The following is an 18,019-nucleotide window of genomic DNA, read 5'->3' on the forward strand; positions in this document are numbered from 1 at the left end:
GCCCTTATTTTTAAAATGTTTTAAAAACAAAAACCAAACCAGAAACACCTCGGAAACCCGAAAGCTCCCTCAGCAGGAGCGGCGCTTCTAAAGGAAGTGTTCGCTCCGTGTCAACCGAGATTTTCTCTTTTTCAACAGCACCGTTTCCGGCCCCATCAGAAGCAGAGAAAACGCATCCCCAATGGACAATTCCGAAGAACAATCCCTGTCAGACATGCGAGACTTAGAAGAAGCGCTGTTCTAACTCCATTTCAAATTGGCATCAAGCGTTAATTGAATTTTTACAAACCCAAAATGAATCAACTAAACTGGCCAATTCCGCCTTCGTCGCAATCTGTAAAGGACCGTAACAGCGAGGCGCGGTATCTACAGATACGATCTCGGAGTCGCAACCCCCTAATGCGTACAAAGTGAGTCTTTTCCACACCTTGCGAAAGCGGCCGTCAAAACCACACTTCTATACGCAGATGAAAAACGACGCCCTAACCGGCTGTAATATAGGCTTTCAAGGTCTGGGCCTCATATTCTGTCGCCGCGATCTTGGCCTTGACCAGGTCACCAATCGAAACGATACCAACAAGCCGCTCGCCCTCCATGACCGGCAGATGGCGAATGCGACGGTCGGTCATATGGCCCAGCAGCGCATCTATGGTTTCGCCTGGGTCGGCCGAAAAGACTTCGCGCGTCATGATATTGCTGACCGGCTGGCCCAGGGACTGACCGCCCGACGTGGCGATGGCGCGGATGATATCGCGCTCAGACACAATGCCGACAACCCGATCCGAGCGATCCAGCACGACAAAGGCGCCGACCTTGCGGGTATAAAGGAGCGCCGCGACCGAGGCGAGGCTGTCATCAGGCGTGACCGTAAAGACTTCGCGGCCTTTTGTACTCAGCAACTGGTTTATGAGCATGAAAACCACCCTCCCCGGATGATAACTGGCATTTAGACGCCTTGTGGCGTTCGCGTTAAAGGGAGACTGAGGGTGCGCTCACCCTGTGGAAAATCAATTCAAATTTCTCGTGAAGAAGTGAGGATGAAACGCCTTGAGCCAGTGGCCGATCACCAGCACACCGAACAGATAGCCGGCGACATGCGCCTGCCAGGCAATGACCACGCCCTGTCCGCCGGGCAGAAATGGCAGCAGGGCCGTGGCCAGGTTGATGCCTATCCACACGGCACCGGAACTGAGCACGCGCGAATTGGTCAGCGGCACAATGCCGCCTGAAATGCCGCGTTGCCCGGCGATGCGGCTGGACGCGCCGATCAGGCCATAGATGGCGCCCGAAGCGCCGACGACCGGAACGCTCGAAGACAGGTTGAGCAGGCAGAAGCCAAGCCCCGCCGCCATCCCGCATAGAAAGAAAAAGGCAAAGAAGGACAGAGTGGCGCCAATGCCCTTGCCGAAGGCGCGAATGACCGGCGTAGCGAAGATCAGGCAGGCCGCCGCATTGAAAAGCACATGCGTCCAACTCCCATGAAGGAAGATATGCGTAAACAGCAGTTCGAAATTGCCCTGCCGCAGCAAAAGAGGCGTCAGACCAAAACTGGCGACCAGCAACGCATTGACATCAGGCCCGTTGGAAATCTGCAGGGCATAGCAGCCGATAATCAGCAAGGGCAAAACCACGGCCATCAGCGGCGCGTTAAAGGCGGGCTCCTTGCGGGGCGCCAGGTCAGGCCGTTCGGCGTCGTCTGTCATATTTCGGGACTTCTCGGCTAATACGCAATGAAAACGGTTCATTTTGGTTATATATGACCCTGCTTTTCCCCTTTTGACAGGGGTGCGGCGATCAGCCCGGCACCAAAAAACCCATAAAATTGAATTTAATGCGTCAATTCCGGAAAAAATACACCTAATTTTTAGGGTTCCCTCCCAAAGTGGCATCCGAATTGCTGGCCATGGCTGCGTCTGCGGCGATATCGCCTCAGGCCCGGAGCGCACGAATGACTATACTGAAGACCCTGCTCATAACCAGCGCGCTGGGTGCCGCCGCTCTTTCAGGCGCGGCTCAGGCCCAGAGCATGAGCACCAGTTCGGCCTCATTCCAGGCGGGCTATGGCCTCAGCCTGCACCAGATGCAAACGGCGGTCGATCCCTCGACCCGCGACGCCAATGGCAACCGCGTCCTGGTCGACGGTATGATCGTCACCGGCACCGACAACAGCGTCTATGCCTATTCAAAGACACTCGGCGCGGGCGATGCCTATTCCGGTGCCGGTGCGCTCGGCGGAGCGACGGCGATCGGCAACAGCCTCTCGGTCGTGGTCAACGGCAGCTACAACACAGTCATCGTACACAATAACCAAACCAACAACGGCAATGTCACCGCCAATGCCAACGGCTCAACGGCCACGGGCGCGAAGGGCACGGACATCACTGGGGATCTGCAATTCTAATGGCTCACATGACACACACGAAAACCGGCAAAAAGCTGGTCGCAACGATCGCCAGCCTGGCCGCCCTCAGCGTCGCCCTCACCGGCTGCATGACCACGCCGAGCGTCAACGCTTCCGGCAATTACAAAAACCCGATCGGCAAGGCGCCGGTCACCGCCAACCCGACGGCCTATTCGGATGCCCTGGTCTGCCTGGGTTCCTACGCCCGTTCGCACCGCCTGGCCTCGCCGCGTCTCGCCGTCGGCCGCATTTCAGATTACACCGGTCGCGCCTCTCTGGACGGCGGCCGAGAAATCACCCAGGGCGCCTCCCTGATGGCGATGACGGCGCTTGCCAAGGCCGGCGCCCGCCAGGTCGAGCGCTTCGATACCTCGGTCGGCGAACTGGAACTGAAATACGCCAACAACAAGCTGATCACCGATGACGCGGTCGCCAACCCGACCCGTCCGGCCGATTACCGCAAGATCATGGCCGGTCAGGTCGCTGGCTCCGACTTCTTCATCGTCGGCGGCATCACCGAACTGAACAACAATATCCGCTCGTCGGGCGTGGATGCCTATGCCGGCGACACCAAGGACACCGGCCTCAAGGGCATGGCCTATGGCCGCACCCTGGTGATGAACGTGGCGCTGGACCTGCGCCTCGTAGATACCCGCACCCTGGAGGTGGTCGATGTGATCTCCTACCAGAAGCAGATCGTCGGCAAGGAAGTGAAGGCCGGCGTATTCGACGTGCTGAACGGCAATATCTTCGATATCTCGGGCGGCCAGGGTGCGCTGGAGCCGATGCAACTGGCGGTCCGCGCCATGATCGAACGCGCCACGCTGGAATTCATGGCCAATCTCTATGGCGCGCCGGGCCCCGAGGTCTGCCTCGATCCGCAAAACGACTTTCTCTACAATGACACGCTGGGCGCCACGGGTGGCCTGACCCCGGCCTACGACAACCTGGAGACCAACAATGCCGGTACGCGCGCCGATCCTAACCGCTGGCAGAACGTTGCCGCCGGCGAGCCTCGTCATCCTGTGTCTGCTGACGGCGACAGCCGCTACTAGTCAGGAAATCCCCGACGGCCAGATCACCAGCGATCAGACGCAGAACAATCCGATCAGCGCCGTCCAGACCCTGAACGTCGAGCAGAATGACGGCCTGACCGAGGCCGACACCTCGGCGGCCGGCAACAATCTGCAGGTCGGCAATGTCGATTACGACGCCACGCTCTATTCGTTCCAGTTCAACAAGGGACGGATAACGGCCGAGACCCACATCAACGGCGTCAATACTGGCGATGAGGATACCTCGCTCGGCACACCAGTCTACGGCACCAGCCAGGCCATCGCCAACTATGCGGCGGGCGTGACCACAGGCGGTCACCTGACCGCCAGCACAAACCAGCAATCAACCGCCGATCAGGTCATCGCCACCACGGATGTCCAGGCGCCGAACAACGCCATATATGTCAGCGGCGAAGGCGACGCCACGACCGTGGTCAACCACACGGCCTATCAGGTCACCAATGGCCGCCTCGATTCGACCTCGGTGCAGTCATCGACCACCGCCGCCCACTCCAACACCTCGGCGACCGTGCATTACTCGCCCTCGCCCAACGCCTATAACGCCACCGCGACCAACAACTATTACGGCGCCTACAGCGATGACCGCGGCTCGCAGGAACATGACATCACGCAGACGCAGTCAGCCATGACCCAGGCGCGCGCTGAGGTCTATGCCGGCAATGTCTGGAACATGCAGGCCAATGCCGCGGCTACGGGCAATGATGTCAATATCCAGAATGCCGGCGGCTCGATGGTTATCACCAACACCCAGACCCAGGCGGGCGCCGTCCAGTCCCAGGCAGTGATCGAGGCCGACCAGTATGGCGCGGCCTATGCCACCGCCACCGGCATAGGCAACAGCATGGCGGCCGGCAATAACGACAAGTATGTCCGCATCGACAACAATCAGTTGTCTTCCGGCGGCGTCGATGTGCTGGCCTCATTTGACGGCACCACGGGCTGGGACGGCTATGTCACCGCCGATGCCACGGGCAACTCGGCCATCGGCTATGCCTGCGCGGAATGCAAGGCCGACATGGGCGTCGACAATACCCAGATCAACAATTCCGATGTCAACGCCACGGCGACCGCCACGATCGCCAAGGGCCGCACCATTGTTTCGACCGCCCGCGCGGTGGGCAACAGCGCGTCCTATTACGTCGGGAACTGATTCAACGATCATCTGAAATGAAAAGCGCGCCATCAGCCGATGGCGCGCTTAGTGTTTATACCCTCCTCTAAACGCATATCGCTTTCCCCCTCTCCCCATGAACATGGGGAGAGGACGAGAGACGAGCTTGCGAAGTCGATCGGGTGAGGGGCCGTGGCCGCATGAACGGATTAGGAGCCCCTCACCCGGTCACCTGCGCCGCGGAAGCGGCTTGCTTCCCGTCCTCTCCCCGCTGCGCAGGGAGAGGGGGGGAAAATCTCAACATGCGATGCCTCCACGTCCTGGAGGAGAGTATTAGATCCAATCCCACCTCTCACGGCACCGCCACCGACACCGTGCCGGTAAAGCCGCTGCTGTAATCGCCCGTGAGGCTGACCGTCGCGGCCGCCAGTTGTGCCGAGGTGTCATCACTGAAGACATTATCCGACGCGAAACTGATGGCCGTCAGATTACTGACGCTGGCGCTGTAACCGCTGGCATTGTTGTAGACCGTCTCGCAGGTCGAGCGATCAAAGGTCAGTTGGGTGATCTTTACGCTGTTATTGGCGGTCGTGGCGGTCGACAGGCTGGTATAGACCTCGACATGGATGTGCGGCATTCGTCCGCTGTAGCAGGCCGGGAAAATCGTGGTGAAAGTGACCTGGCCATTGGCGTCGGTCACCTGGACACCGCGCAGGTAATTCTGCGCCGTGACACCGGAAGAATAGAGCGAATAGAGGCCGGAGCGATCGCAATGCCATATATAGACGGCATAGCCTTCCAGCGGCGCACAGCCCAGGCTGTAGTCTTCCACCGTAATGGTCAGGGTCAGGGGCACGCCGGCCGCCGTACCGGAATAGCTGCCGAAGCTGGTTGTGATGTCGCTGCGCACCACGCCACTCTCCGTCAGCACATTGGCGATTGCGCCGCTCACCGAATTGGTGCCGTCCGCCGGATAGGGGCCGTTGGTTTCCGTGGCCGCCAGGGTGCATTCACCGCTGGCCGACGATGAAGACGAGGATGACGAGTAAGAACTGCCGGAACTGCCGGAAGCGGCGCTTGAAGTTGAAGATGACGAACTGGAGGCTGTGCTGGAGGTGCTGATAGTTGTACCGCCGGAACCACCGCCGCAGGCTGCCAGGGCGCTGGTGGAAAGAGCGGATGCGCCCAGGAACCACAGGGCTTTTCGACGCGACGGCAGGGCGGACAGGATCAGGTCTTCGAGGCTGCCCTCTTCCTTGTGAGCCGGTTCATGGATGTGATGGTCAGGCATGGTAACTCCCCGGAGTCATTGATGAAGTCCACAGACTTACCGGGGCAATGCGGCAAAAAGATCGAAGCTTTATTACGAGAAAAACACTGTTTTTCGAGGCCGACACATTGCCAGGTTGACAAATGCGCCTGACCGGCCTTCCCTTACCTTTATGACCTATCTCGACATTGCTTCGCGCGGTAAAAACAGCCTCTGGCGCTATATTGTCGCCTGGCCGCTCGCCTTGATCATATGGCTGATCCTGGTGGTCGCCATACTCCTGCCGCTCATACTGACGCACCTGATCACGACGGATCAGTTGCAGGCTGAAGGGGCCGGTGATCACCCGATCATGTTCTTCGCCTTGCAGGGCGTGATCTTCGCCGGCCTGATCGCCGGCTTCACACTGGCGGCCTTCCTGCTCCACCGCAAAACCTTCAAAGACCTGTGCGGCAACTGGGACTGGCGGCTGGTGCAAAACGGCGCGCTGGTCTGGCTGGTGGTTCTGATTCTCTCGACCGCCATCGACTGGGCGCTGGCGCCGAAGGGCTTTACCGGCACGATCGATACGCTCAACCCCGCCATCATCCTGACCACCATTGTCTGCCTGGCCATACAGACCTTCGCCGAGGAATTCATCTTTCGCGGCTACCTGACGCAAAGCCTGCTGTTGGCGACAAAACGCCCGATGGTCGCCGCCGCCATCGCCGCCGTCGCATTCGGTTCGCTGCACATCCCGAACGGCCTACCTCAGGCGGCGAACGCCACGGTGCTGGGCTTTGTTCTGTCACTGATCGCCATTCGCACGGGCGGCCTGGCCTTCGGCTGGGGACTGCATTTTGCCAACAACCTGTTCGGCGCCATTATCGTCGTGTCCGCCAATGATGTTTTCAAAGGCACACCGGCGATCATCACGCAAAATACGCCCGGCCTGATGTGGTGGGACACCGTCTTCGGCATCGCCATCATGGCGGTGCTGGCTCTTTTGGTCCTGAAGGACGGACGGTTTATCGGTTCGGCAGCTCAATATCCGAAATAATGCGCTCGCCGCCGGTACGGGACAATTGCACCACCACATCGACCAGCGACGCGGCATAGGACAGCGTCTCGGCGCGCGTCAGTTGCGTGCCCGACTGCATGACCATCAGCGCGATCTGCTCCAGCGCCCCCTTCGGCGTGTTGGCGTGAACCGTGGTGAAGGAACCGGGGTGGCCGGTATTGATGGCGCGCAGGAAGGTCACCGCCTCCTCACCGCGGATTTCACCAACGATGATCCGGTCCGGCCGCAGGCGAAGACTGGCCTGCAACAGGTCGTTGATCGTCACGCGCGCCTCGCCCATCTCGCCTTTCACCGCTACCAGCCGCAGGGAATTGGCGTGGTTGTCGGCGATTTCCGGCGTGTCCTCGACCAGGATGATGCGCTCATTCGCCGGAATGGTCTTCAGCAGGGCGTTGAGGAAGGTCGTCTTGCCGGAAGACGTGCCGCCGGAGATCAGAATGGTCTTGCGCGCCTGCACCGCCTCCTTCAGGAATTTGACCGGCTCCTTGCGGGCAAAAGCGAGATCGTCGCGTTTGCCCTTGTGGCCGGTATCGGGGATCGGGCCGCGATCATAGGCATCGAGCGACAGGTCGACCATGCGGTGGCGGCGGATGGCCAGGGCCCAGTGCTTCGCCGCCGGCGGACCGACAAGCTGCACCCGCTCGCCGGTCGGCAATGACGCCGCCAGCAGGGGATTTTCGCGGTTGATGCCCTGGTGCGCCACGCGGGCGATCTGCGCCGCCAGGCGGCTCAGAAGCAGGTCGTCGATCTCCGGATTTTCAATCCGCTGCATATGCGGCTGGCCGGATGCCTCGATCCAGATTTCACCCGGCTGGTTGACCAGGATTTCAGTGACATCATCGCGTTCGAGAAAGGGCAGGAACGGCCGCAGATAGGTGCGTAAGTATACGCCATCCAGTGCCACCACGCTGTCTTCGGCCACGGGCATTGTCCTATTGATTGAAATCGAGATCGCGGGCGGCGAAGACCTGGATCGGTGCGCCCTGCGGCACCTTGATCGTCGGCGGGATCTTGATGTCGTTACTCAGCGCCTCGCCGATCACGCCGGAGGCATCGCTGGAGGTGCCGATGACGATGGTAGACGAGCTTTTCCCGCTGGCTATGGTGGAAAGGCCATTGACGATCGACAAAAGCATGGACGAGCCGAAGCGCTTGGCAAAGTGGGTATCGACCTTGCCCGTGGCACCCGCCTGGCCGAGATCATCGGTCGCCGGCGAGGCCAGTTGCACCGACAGGCCGTCCGGGCGGATCAGACGATCCCAGATAATGAAGGCGCGCGTTTCGCCGCTGGTCAGGCCGGACTTATATTGCCCGATGAGGCGCGAACCGCGCGGGATCAGGATATTCGTGCCGTCGAAACTGCGGATATCGCGCGAAACGATGGCGCGCGTATAGCCCGGCAAGTCGGAGTTGATCGCCGTTTCCAGCACCGCCGGAATGACCGCGCCCTGCGGCACCACGCGCGAGGGATCGCCGATCTTCCACGCCTTCTGCGATACATTGGCCGTTTGGGCGGCAAGGAAGGCATCATTGGTGTTGGCGGGCTTGGCCGCCGCCGCCGCGGCCGCCTGCTGTTGCGCCGCCTGCTGGGAGGCGGGCACACTGTTGTCGATAATCAGGGCCGGCGCGCGCGCGCCGCCATCGACAACCGGTGCCGGTGCCTGAGGCTGCGCCACCTGAACCGGCGGCTGCACCAGCAGGGACTGCGGCTCAGGCGTCTCCACCGGATTAACCGAGGGATCGATCGGCGGCAGCACGGAAGGCTGCGGCGCGGGCCGCGTAGCCTGTGGCAGCGGGGCCGGCTGAGGCCGCGGCTTCTGGTCGGACAGGCCGGCCCAGGTCAGGGCGCCCAATGCCAGCACACCGATAACGCCCAGCGCCAGACCGACGCCATCGCCCATGCCCGACGCCTTCGCCACCTGCGGCATGGCCTGGACATTGGCGGCATCGAGTTCGTCGGCATCGATCTTCAGCCGGGGGTCATTGCCCGGCGGCAAGCGCGAGCCAGCATTTTTGCTTTCCGGCATTATTTCGCACTCCCGTTCTTGCCGCGCGGCTTGGGCGACAGGCTGTCCAGCCCCTGCACGGCATAGGTGTCGTTATAAAGCACCGTCTTCAATTCGCCACGGCGCAGGACAAAGGCCGGCGCCACCTGCTCGACGACGAAATAATCACCCCGCGAGGCATAGTTGACAATGCTCTCGGTATTGTCAGAATTCAGGGCATAAACCGCCGGCGCCGTCACGCCCGTGGCCCATTTCATATAGGTCGAGATGCCGTCATCGAACACCCGGATCGGTACCAGGTCGGCCGAACCGCTGAAAGTGTAAGCGGCATTACGCTTTTCCGGCACCGGCAGGAAGGCATTGGGGTCCGGCGGCGAGGCCGGATTGACCGGCGTGCCGCTGCTCTGGGCCGGCGGGTAGCGGAAACGCAGTTCGTAGGTGATGCGGCCATGCGCGCAGTCCGATTCCGAGGCGGTGCGCAGCTCAAAACTGTAGCTGCGCTTGTCGCTGACCACCGACATATTGGTGTAGCCCTTCGGCGCGATGGCCTTGACGAAGATCAGGTTGCCGCGCTTGTTGGGCGTCACCTGCCAGGCGGCGGAATCGCCAACCCCGACATTCTCAACGTGCTCATCGGAAGCGAGCGTGATCATGGTCTGGAAATTCTGGCAGCCTTCCAGCCTGACCACGGCCGCCGGATCGTAGTCGATCGTGCGCAGACGGCTGTCCGGCTCATAGCTTTGCGCCAGGACCTGTACGGGCAGCGCCGCCATTATCATCAAAAGGAATGCTTTTTTCATCATCGCTCAGTCCCTTTGGGGACGGTGGGAGTCGTCAGGTTGGGCGTGGTGGCCGGATTGCGAAAACGCTGACCCAGCCCCTGCACGCGGCTGAAGCGGTCGGCCGAGCCCTGGCGCGCCTGCGGATCGTAAAGACCGAGCATCTCGGAGCGGCTGACCGTCCCACCGGCCACGCCTGCTGCCACATCGGCACTGCGGCTGATCGCCGTCACCATCGGGTCGGTACGGGCATAGGCATCACCGGTCGGCATCACCATCCCGCCACGCGAGGCCGGGTTAGCCGATTGCCAGATTGCCGCCTGGGTGCTTTGCGCGGTCACGGCCGTCATCGGCAGATCACCCGCCGGCTTTTCACGGATCGCCGCCTGCCAGTCACGCACCAGCGAGGCCGCGACCCACATCAGGGTAAAGAGGAAGGCGCAATAGATCACCGATCCCATGAACAGGATGACCATGGGCTGCACCGAGGTCACCGCGGCGATCGGATCATTGCCAATGGCCTCGATCAGCGGCACGAACAGCATGAGCGCCGCCGTACCACCCAGTACCGTCAGCAGAGGTGCCAGGGCAAAAACGAGGGTTGTCCGCAGCCAGCCATTGAACAGGCCCCGCGTCTGCGGAAACAAAGCAAAGATGATGAAGATCGGCCCCAGGATCAGCAGCAGGTACAGCACCAGCCGGGTCAGGATCAGAACGCCGAGCGTCGAGACCAGCAGGCACAGGCCCGACAACCAGAACAGGGTCACCGGCATGGAATGCGGCAGGATCAGCACGGGTTGCGCCGAGGTCGTCGCCACATTGCCGATATTGCGGGCAGCGCTGCCATAGGCCGGATCGAGCCGCTTGGCGATATCGGCAAAATGGACGAACAAATTATCGAGGCTCTGGGCGAAGTTCATCACGGCGCTGCCACGCTGACCGAGCAGCGCCGCCGCCACCTCGTCCGGCCCCCCCATCATCAGGCCGTAAAAAACGGCATGGTAGGCCGGCCAGAACGACACGAAGGTCAGGACCAGCACCATGGTCATGATGCGCGGGCTCATCATCACCACGGTGAGGCGCGTCCGTCCGGTCAGGAAACCGTAGGCGATCAGGCCGACATAGATGATCAGCATGGCGGTCAGGGCATAGCCGAAGGCCCCGCCCGGTCCGAACAAACGGTTATAGCCCGTCTCCACCGCCGCATTGATGTGGCAGTCCATGGCATAGAGCGACCCCGACACCGAGGTTTCGCCGACCAGCGAGATGGCGGGGCAATAACCGATCTGCATCACGCCCGTCCCTTCTTTTTCGGCGCAGTATCTTCGGGCCACGCTGTGCCGGTCAGAGGCTGCCACCAGGCTTCCGGAGCATCACCATACTGGATGCGTAAGTCATCGAGATGACGCACACTGGCTTCACGGCCCGACAATACAGTCAGGATATCGGGCATGGATGACAGATCAAGCCGCGCCACTACTGAATGGTTGCCGTGCTTGACCAGGAAGGCGCGAGCGTGCGGCGGCAAAGCGCGGATCAAGTCGAGTTCGTGCTGAGTCAGGCCGAAGCCGTCGCAATAGTCTTCAGCCTGTGCGCGGGGGTTAGGCATGAAAATCTGCGTCGCCGCCTGCTCGATGATGGCCGATGAAATCCGGCTGTCCAGCGCATCACGCGCCGATTGTGTGCCGAAACCCAGGATGGCGTTGCGCTTGCGCAGGGTCTTCATCCAGTTGCGGATGGCGGCGGCGAACACTTCATCGTCGAGCGCCTTCCAGCCTTCATCAATGATAATGATCGTCGGCGTCCCGTCCAGACGCTCTTCCACGCGCTGGAACAGGTACATCATGCAGGGCGTGCGCAGGGTCGGGTCATTGAGCAGCAGGGTCATGTCGAAGCCCAGGGTGCGAGCCTCCATGTCCAGCTCATCCTCAGCATTGTCGAACAGCCACGCATGTTCACCTTCGCCAACCCAGGGATTTAATCTTGCCGCCAGATCGCCATGGGTTGGCCGAAGGACGCCGCCCAGCAGTTCGCGGAAGAAGCGCAGCCGGCGGTATTGCGGTTCCTGCTCGAAATTGGCGTCAACCGCTTCCGAAATAATCGCCTCTTCTTCCGAATTAAGCGGCTGGTCCGGGCGATGCAGCAGTTGCGCGATCAGCGAACGCAGGAAGGCGCGATTGCCGGGATTATCCGGCAGTTGCAGCGGATTGAAGCCGGTCGGCTCGCCGGGCCGCAAGGTGGCGTAATGCCCGCCAATGGCGCGGATGAAGATTTCCGCACCGCGGTCCTTGTCGAACAATACGGTGCGCGGCTTGAACTTCTGCGCCTGTGCCGCCAGGAAATTCAGCACCACCGTCTTGCCGGAACCCGATGGCCCGATAACAGTGAAGTTGCCGAGATCAGCCTTGTGGAAATTGAAATAGTAGGGTGTACCCGAAGAAGTCTCGAAGACGCTGACCGCCTGTCCCCAGTGATTGCCTTCCGGCTGGCCGATCGGGAAACCGTGCAGAGACGCAAAAGACGCATAGGCCGCCGTCGAGATCAGCGCCTTGCGGGCGATATAGGGCTCGTTGCCGGGAAACTGCGCCCAGAAGGCGGCTTCGAGATTGATATCCTCACGCACGGCCACGGCGCCCAGATCGGCCAGGGCCGCCAGGGTCTGTGCCACCGCCGGATCGAGCGCGTTCAGCGATTTGGCCCGAACCAGCACGCTCATATGGTGCTCGCCCAGCCCCATCGAGCCGGTGGCGAGATCGTCCTTGGCCGACATCAGCCCCTGGCGCAGCGACATCGCTTCCTCGTCGGCGGCCCGCATCCGGCGCAGGGCCAGATTGATGCGCTCAAGCCCGATCTGGCGATCGACGAAGGCGAAGCTCTCGGTCAGGGTCATCTCGAACGGCAGCCGCAATATGGCGTCGCACATGCCGGGCGTGGCGTGCGGCGGATAGTCCTTCAGCGACAGGATGGCCGAAAAATCCTTGCCGTCGCCAAGGCTCGACTGTTCCAGCGCTTCCAGACCGAAACTGACACGACGATAAGGGACATATTGCCCCAGATCGCTGGCCGGACGCAGCACCGGGCGCATCTCGCCATTATACAGCGCCGACAGCAGTTCCAGCGGCTCCGAACAGCGACCATTGGCCGTTTCATAGCCGCCGAGCACACGAGGTCCATAAGCCTGCAAGGCCGCCTGAAGCGCTTCAGTCGCCGCCTGCAATTCCTTGTGGTCGCGCGCCAGACCGGCGGCCTGGCTGTTTTCGCCCATGCCACGGCCGAACAGATTGGCCACGCTCTCGGCGAAGCCAACCTTGCCCTTGGGATTGCGCCTGACAATGGTGATGAACAGGTCGTTGACAAACAACTGCCGGCTGGACAGCCGGTCCTGCCACTTCTGCTGGATCAGGTTGCAGACCGGGTCATCGAAGCTCGATTGCAGCCCGACACTGACCCGCCGGCGGATGATATGATGATAGAGCACGAACCGCGACGAGCCGATCGCGCGCAGGGCGGCGGCGCGAATGATCTGGCGGTGGTTGACCTCATCGGTATCGGCCGTCTCGAAGGCGAACCCTTCGAGATAAAGCGACTGCATCAGCGAGCCATCGCGCAGCACGATGGTCCGGTCATCGAGCAGACGATCATAAGGCAAACGATCGCCGACGCGCTGTTCCCTGGCGAACCAACTGCCGAAACCACTCAAAGTCTTTGGACCGTCAGCCATACTGTTCTTTACGGATGGTAGGAATTACAACGCCAGAACCGGTAGTTCCGGACACGCGGGCAGCGCGACACCTTTGTCAGCCACAGATCGAAGATGCGCGGCTCACGCAGGCAGGCCAGGTAGCCGACGGCATGGACGCCCAAAGCGACCGCAAACGCCCAGAAGGAGCGCGTGATCAGGAAGGCTTCGGTCGTCACCACCGCATTGATGATGAAATAGCTGTAGGTGACGCCCGCGAACATCTGCGGCTGGGTCAGCGCCTTGAACACCGGAGACTTGATCAGATCAGACATCTATCAGTTCGCCACCGCCTGGATGCCGCCGACGATCGTGGCGGCGCCGAACAGGATGAAGCAGCCGACAATGACCGTGGCGCCGAAACGCCAGTTCATCCGTCCGGTCAGCATCATGAAGCCGACAGCGGCCACGGCGATGACGGCCACGGTGGTCGCCACCTTGCCCATCAGCGTGCCCTGAATCCAGTCAAGCGCGTTGGAGATCGGCGAGGAACCCTGGGGCACCATCTGGGCGTGCGCCTGGGTGGCGAACGCCATCAGAGATGCCGAAACGGCCATCAATGTATGCGAAAGATATTTCATGGACACCTACCCTTATCGACCCTTTATCGCTGCCCCGGCAAATTCGCCTGTCACGCGCCGAAAACGCCGCCAAAGTCACCAGACGGGCGTCACTCTTGCCCAGGATTGCATTGGAATCAAGGTTTTGTATGACTATAGCGTGCGTTTCCGCCGGCATATGGGGAAGCACATATCATAATAGCGCCGTTAGCATGGCGCGGCCATGTCCATGCGGACAAAATCACGCGGCAAAAGTAACCGTAACGCCTTTTTTCTTGAAATAGGACTGCATCAGCTTGCGCCCCTGACGGTTGTTCTGCGCCAGACGGGTCGGTTCCACCACGGCCTCCTTCAGCCCCTCGGCCGCCAGAGCGGCTTTCAGATCCCTGATCGCGGCGTCGAGTTCGAGATTGTCATTGGCGAGCGAGTCATAGATTTTTTCGAGGGCTTCGGCGGTGGTCACAGGGCAGTCTCCATTGAATGCCTCCGCTTAACAACCTCTCCCGCCAAGATCAAGTGATGTCGATCTTCAGCGCCGCCAGGATATCCTCACTGATCGTCTGTTCGGTCGTCAGGAAATCCGCCCACGGATCGCTTTTCACCTGCGCCAGGCGTTCGGTTATGGTGCCGATATTGTAATCGGACGGCTTGAGCTTTACCGACAGTTCGTCCCAGAACAGCGGCGTCGCCACGCCGGCGCCTTCGCGCGCCCTGACCGAATATGGCGCCACGGCGGTGGCGGTCAGGTCATTGCGCAGGTAATCGACAAAGATCTTGCCCTTGCGTGCCGCCTTACTGGCCGTGGCGATATATCGGTCGGGATGATCATGCGCCATGGATTGCGCAATGGCGCGGGTGAAGGGCTTGACCGTGGCCCAGGTGTGTTTCGGCGTCAGGGGCACCACCACATGCAATCCCTTACCACCGGTGGTCTTCAGGAAGGATTTGAGGCGGAATTCATCCAGCCGCGTCTTCACCTCCCGCACGCCTTCGATAACATTTTCCCAGGGCGTTTCGGGGTCGGGATCGAGGTCGAAAATGATCTGGTTGGGCTTGTCCGGCGCATCCGCCATGGCGCCCCACGGGTGGATTTCGATGACGCCCCACTGGATCATGGTGATCAGGCCGGCGCGGTCCCTGATCATGATATAGTCCTCGTCGCGGCCCTTCACCTTCACGCCGGTATCGTAGATGTGCTTCATCTCACCCTTGCCACCAGGACGCGGAATGTGACGCTGAAAAAAACAGGTATCGGAAAGGCCCTCCGGGCAGCGCAGCATCGAGATCGGCCGGTTGATGATATAGGGCAGCATGCGCTCGGCGATGCTGTCATAATATTCCGCCAGTTGCCGCTTGGTGACGCCCAGGGCCGGAAAGATCACCCGATCCGGATGCGAAATGCGAATGCCCGCCACCTCGGCATCTGCTGATTTGGATTTCGTCTTCGGTGCGGGCGGCGGATCGGCTTCCATGCTTTTCTTTGTAACATGCAATGCCCGGTCGCGCCCCACCTCTTGCGCCGGTTTGTCTTCGCGCAATCCCTGGAATGAGGGATGGCGCAGACGGCCATCATCGGTCCATTCGGTAAATTCGACCTCGCAGACCAGTTGCGGCGTCACATAATGCGCGCCCCGCCTGGCATCGGCGGGCAGCTTGTCATCATACGGACTTTTGACCACTTCCAGTTTGTCGAGTGCCTTGCGCAGGGCGACCGAGGTGTCCCGGTCGAAACCCGTGCCGCACTTGCCGGCATAGACGAACTTTTCTTCTTCATAATAGCCCAGCAGGATGGCGCCGATGCCGCGCTCGGCATGGGTCGGTTCGGAAAAGCCGCCGACGACGAATTCCTGGCGCTTATGGCACTTGACCTTGAGCCACGATTTCGCCCGGCCGCTGACATAGGGGGCATCGGCGCGCTTGCAGATCAGCCCCTCCATTTCCATGTCGCAGATCCTGTTGAGGAATCCCTTGTCCGCCTCAAAAAAATGCTCGCTGAAATTGATGCGGCCATCGAAATCCTTGCCTTTCAGCAATTCGGCCAGGCGCGCCTTGCGTTCTAACAAATGCAGGCCGCGCAAATCCTCGCCATCGAGATAGAGCAGGTCGAAGACATAATATTGCAGGTCGGCGCTTTTGCCTGCGGACAGGGCGTTCTTCAGTTCGGTGAAACTCGACCGCCCCTCAGTATTCAGCGCCACAACCTCGCCGTCGATAATGGCGGATTTGACGCTTAAGTCCGCCAGACGGTCGGCCAGGGCCTGGAATTTCGGCGTCCAGTCCAGCCCCTTTCGCGTCAGCATCCGCACGCTATTGCCTTCGATATAGGCAAAGGTGCGGTAGCCATCGAACTTGACCTCGTGCAGCCAGTCCTTACCCGTCGGGATGGCGTCGGCCAGAGTGGCCAGTTCGGGTTCGATAAATTTGAGCGCCGGCGCTTTGGATGCTTTTTTCGTCGGCGTGGTCTTTTCTGCGTGGCTGGATTTCCACACCCTGCCGCCGCACTCGGCGATTTCCTCCATCGTCCGCCCGCTGGCGATGCTGGTCATATTGTCGGTCAGGATATGGTCATCGTCATCTTCAACCACATGCTCATCATGATGCTTGATCAGCAGCCAGTTATTGCGGCCCTTATCCTGCGGGCGCGGCTTCATCCGAACCAGCACCCATTCGCCCTTGAGACGTTTGCCATTGAGACGGAATTTGAAATCGCCCTTTTTGAGCCCTTCGTGGGGATCGCCAATGGGCTCCCATGTCCCCTCATCCCATAGCATCACCGTGCCGCCGCCATACTGGCCTTTCGGGATCGTGCCCTCGAAGCGGCCATAATCGACCGGATGATCCTCGACCTCGACCGCCAGGCGCTTATCGGCCGGATCGAGGCTCGGTCCTTTCGTCACCGCCCAGGATTTCAATGTGCCATCGAGTTCGAGCCGGAAATCATAATGCAGCCGGGTCGCGGCATGTTTCTGGATCAGGTAGCGATGGCCGGCTTTTTTCCTGACGATGCCTTCCGGCTCGGCGGTGATCTTGAAATCGCGCTTCTGGCGATATTTTTCGAGATTGTCAGGCATCTACCCCGCCTTTCGGGTTGGCGTCTTTTTCGGCTTGTCCGATTTCGGCGGCGTGGCCTTGCGCGTGCGTGACCTGACCGGCGCTTTACGGGCCGGCTTCTCTTTGCCAACAGCCGGTTCGTCGCCATCCTTCTCGCGCAGGGACTGCCGCAACGCATCCATCAGATTGATCACCTTGGCGGTCGGCTTGTCTTCCATCACTTCGCGCGGTTCGCGGTGCTCGATGCGGGCATTGATCAGTTCCTGAAGCGCCTCGCGGTAATGGTCATGGAACTGGCCGGCATCGAAACGCCTGGTCTTGCGCTTAATCAGTTCCTGCGCCAGTTCGACCTCCTCGCTGTCTGGCTTGCGGTCGCGGATCTCGTCGAAATACGGGTCTTCCTCGCGCAGTTCCTCTTCATAACGCAGGGTCTCCAGCACCATGCCGCTGCCGAAGGGCCGGATGCGACAAAGGCGTTCGCGGCCGCCGATCGCCAGTTGCCCCACCGCCACCTTCTTCGCCGCGCGCAGGGCATCGCGGATCACCGCAAAGGTCAGGTCATTCCCCTTGCCATCGGGCGCAATGAAATAAGGCGTCTCGATATAGACGTCGTCGATCTCGTCGATACCGACAAATTCGGCGATATCCAGCACCTTGCTGGAGGGAATTTTCAGTTCCTTGATCTCCTCCGGCTCGATCAGGACATATTCGCCCTTTTCGACCTCATAGCCCTTCACCAGGTCATCACGATCAACCTGCTTGTCGCCGGCCATTAGGGCATGATGGACGCGCTCGCCGGTCGGCTTGTAGATTTCATGAAAGGCGATGGTGCGCTGGCGATTGACCGCCAGGTACATATTGACCGGCAGGGAGACCAGCGACAGGCGGATTGTGCCGCTCCAGTAGGGACGCAGGGCCATGAGAACGCTCCTTTGTGTCCGCCCAACCTATCCTTACGCAGGTAAG

The 18,019-nt window shown here is 60.6% G+C and carries 17 protein-coding genes; 4 read left to right on the forward strand and 13 right to left on the reverse strand.

All coding sequences use genetic code 11. The features are described 5' to 3' along the window. Positions 1 to 482: 482 nt before the first annotated feature. Both ACTHND_RS11525 and ACTHND_RS11530 read right to left on the reverse strand, forming a co-directional pair. Positions 483 to 914: a CBS domain-containing protein gene (locus ACTHND_RS11525; RefSeq protein ID WP_090650174.1), complete on the reverse strand. Its 432-nt coding sequence runs from the start codon at positions 912 to 914 to the stop codon at positions 483 to 485. A 93-nt stretch (positions 915 to 1,007) separates the two neighbouring features. After that, positions 1,008 to 1,703, reverse strand: a complete 696-nt coding sequence (locus tag ACTHND_RS11530) for a rhomboid family intramembrane serine protease (protein WP_440178094.1) — start codon at positions 1,701 to 1,703, stop codon at positions 1,008 to 1,010. A gap of 245 nt (positions 1,704 to 1,948) precedes the next feature. Here ACTHND_RS11530 and hfaA point away from each other — a divergent pair, with 245 nt between their 5' ends. The 3 genes from hfaA to hfaD are packed head-to-tail and all read left to right on the forward strand — an operon-like array spanning position 1,949 to position 4,627. Beyond that, entirely contained in the window at positions 1,949 to 2,401 is a 453-nt protein-coding gene (hfaA, locus tag ACTHND_RS11535) for a holdfast anchoring protein HfaA (protein WP_440178095.1), read from the forward strand. A gap of 8 nt (positions 2,402 to 2,409) precedes the next feature. Further along, entirely contained in the window at positions 2,410 to 3,456 is a 1,047-nt protein-coding gene (gene hfaB / locus ACTHND_RS11540; protein WP_440178096.1) for a holdfast anchoring protein HfaB, read from the forward strand. Next, entirely contained in the window at positions 3,362 to 4,627 is a 1,266-nt protein-coding gene (gene hfaD, locus ACTHND_RS11545; protein ID WP_440178097.1) for a holdfast anchor protein HfaD, read from the forward strand. The genes hfaB and hfaD overlap by 95 nt, the downstream gene beginning before the upstream one ends. Positions 4,628 to 4,940: 313 nt before the next feature. Here the strand turns inward: hfaD and ACTHND_RS11550 are convergent, their stop codons facing one another. Then, a complete protein-coding gene (locus ACTHND_RS11550; RefSeq protein WP_440178098.1) occupies positions 4,941 to 5,879 on the reverse strand; it encodes an intradiol ring-cleavage dioxygenase in 939 nt (312 codons plus the stop codon). A 151-nt stretch (positions 5,880 to 6,030) separates the two neighbouring features. On the opposite strand from ACTHND_RS11550, the gene ACTHND_RS11555 reads away from it, so the two are divergent. After that, on the forward strand, positions 6,031 to 6,897 hold the full coding sequence (locus tag ACTHND_RS11555) for a CPBP family glutamic-type intramembrane protease (RefSeq protein WP_440178099.1): 867 nt from the start codon (positions 6,031 to 6,033) through the stop codon (positions 6,895 to 6,897). Here ACTHND_RS11555 and virB11 read toward each other — a convergent pair. The 10 genes from virB11 to ku all read right to left on the reverse strand — a co-directional run bounded on the left by virB11 (position 6,866) and on the right by ku (position 17,973). Next, complete coding sequence (gene virB11 / locus ACTHND_RS11560; protein ID WP_440178100.1) at positions 6,866 to 7,840, reverse strand: P-type DNA transfer ATPase VirB11; 975 nt, start codon at positions 7,838 to 7,840, stop codon at positions 6,866 to 6,868. The genes ACTHND_RS11555 and virB11 overlap by 32 nt on opposite strands. 10 nt (positions 7,841 to 7,850) lie before the next feature. Then, positions 7,851 to 8,945 (reverse strand): type IV secretion system protein VirB10, encoded by a 1,095-nt coding sequence (virB10, locus tag ACTHND_RS11565; RefSeq protein WP_440178101.1) that lies wholly within the window; start codon positions 8,943 to 8,945, stop codon positions 7,851 to 7,853. Continuing rightward, on the reverse strand, positions 8,945 to 9,727 hold the full coding sequence (locus ACTHND_RS11570; RefSeq protein WP_440178102.1) for a TrbG/VirB9 family P-type conjugative transfer protein: 783 nt from the start codon (positions 9,725 to 9,727) through the stop codon (positions 8,945 to 8,947). The genes virB10 and ACTHND_RS11570 overlap by 1 nt, the downstream gene beginning before the upstream one ends. Next, the gene (locus tag ACTHND_RS11575) at positions 9,724 to 10,995 is read right to left on the reverse strand and encodes a type IV secretion system protein (RefSeq protein WP_440178338.1); all 1,272 of its coding nucleotides are present in this window, start codon (positions 10,993 to 10,995) and stop codon (positions 9,724 to 9,726) included. The genes ACTHND_RS11570 and ACTHND_RS11575 overlap by 4 nt, the downstream gene beginning before the upstream one ends. Then, positions 10,995 to 13,424: a VirB4 family type IV secretion/conjugal transfer ATPase gene (locus ACTHND_RS11580; protein ID WP_440178103.1), complete on the reverse strand. Its 2,430-nt coding sequence runs from the start codon at positions 13,422 to 13,424 to the stop codon at positions 10,995 to 10,997. The genes ACTHND_RS11575 and ACTHND_RS11580 overlap by 1 nt, the downstream gene beginning before the upstream one ends. Positions 13,425 to 13,432: 8 nt before the next feature. Further along, positions 13,433 to 13,717, reverse strand: coding sequence for a type IV secretion system protein VirB3 (locus ACTHND_RS11585; protein ID WP_440178104.1), 285 nt, complete (start codon positions 13,715 to 13,717; stop codon positions 13,433 to 13,435). A gap of 3 nt (positions 13,718 to 13,720) precedes the next feature. Next, the gene (locus ACTHND_RS11590; protein ID WP_090650196.1) at positions 13,721 to 14,023 is read right to left on the reverse strand and encodes a TrbC/VirB2 family protein; all 303 of its coding nucleotides are present in this window, start codon (positions 14,021 to 14,023) and stop codon (positions 13,721 to 13,723) included. 220 nt (positions 14,024 to 14,243) lie between these two features. Continuing rightward, the gene (locus ACTHND_RS11595) at positions 14,244 to 14,465 is read right to left on the reverse strand and encodes a hypothetical protein (protein WP_440178105.1); all 222 of its coding nucleotides are present in this window, start codon (positions 14,463 to 14,465) and stop codon (positions 14,244 to 14,246) included. Positions 14,466 to 14,514: 49 nt separating this feature from the next. Continuing rightward, the gene (ligD, locus tag ACTHND_RS11600) at positions 14,515 to 17,073 is read right to left on the reverse strand and encodes a DNA ligase D (RefSeq protein WP_440178106.1); all 2,559 of its coding nucleotides are present in this window, start codon (positions 17,071 to 17,073) and stop codon (positions 14,515 to 14,517) included. Further along, positions 17,074 to 17,973: a non-homologous end joining protein Ku gene (gene ku, locus ACTHND_RS11605; RefSeq protein ID WP_440178107.1), complete on the reverse strand. Its 900-nt coding sequence runs from the start codon at positions 17,971 to 17,973 to the stop codon at positions 17,074 to 17,076. It abuts the gene before it with no gap. Positions 17,974 to 18,019 lie beyond the last annotated feature (46 nt).

The sequence above is a fragment of the Asticcacaulis sp. genome, assembly GCF_051954415.1.
Lineage (GTDB): Bacteria > Pseudomonadota > Alphaproteobacteria > Caulobacterales > Caulobacteraceae > Asticcacaulis.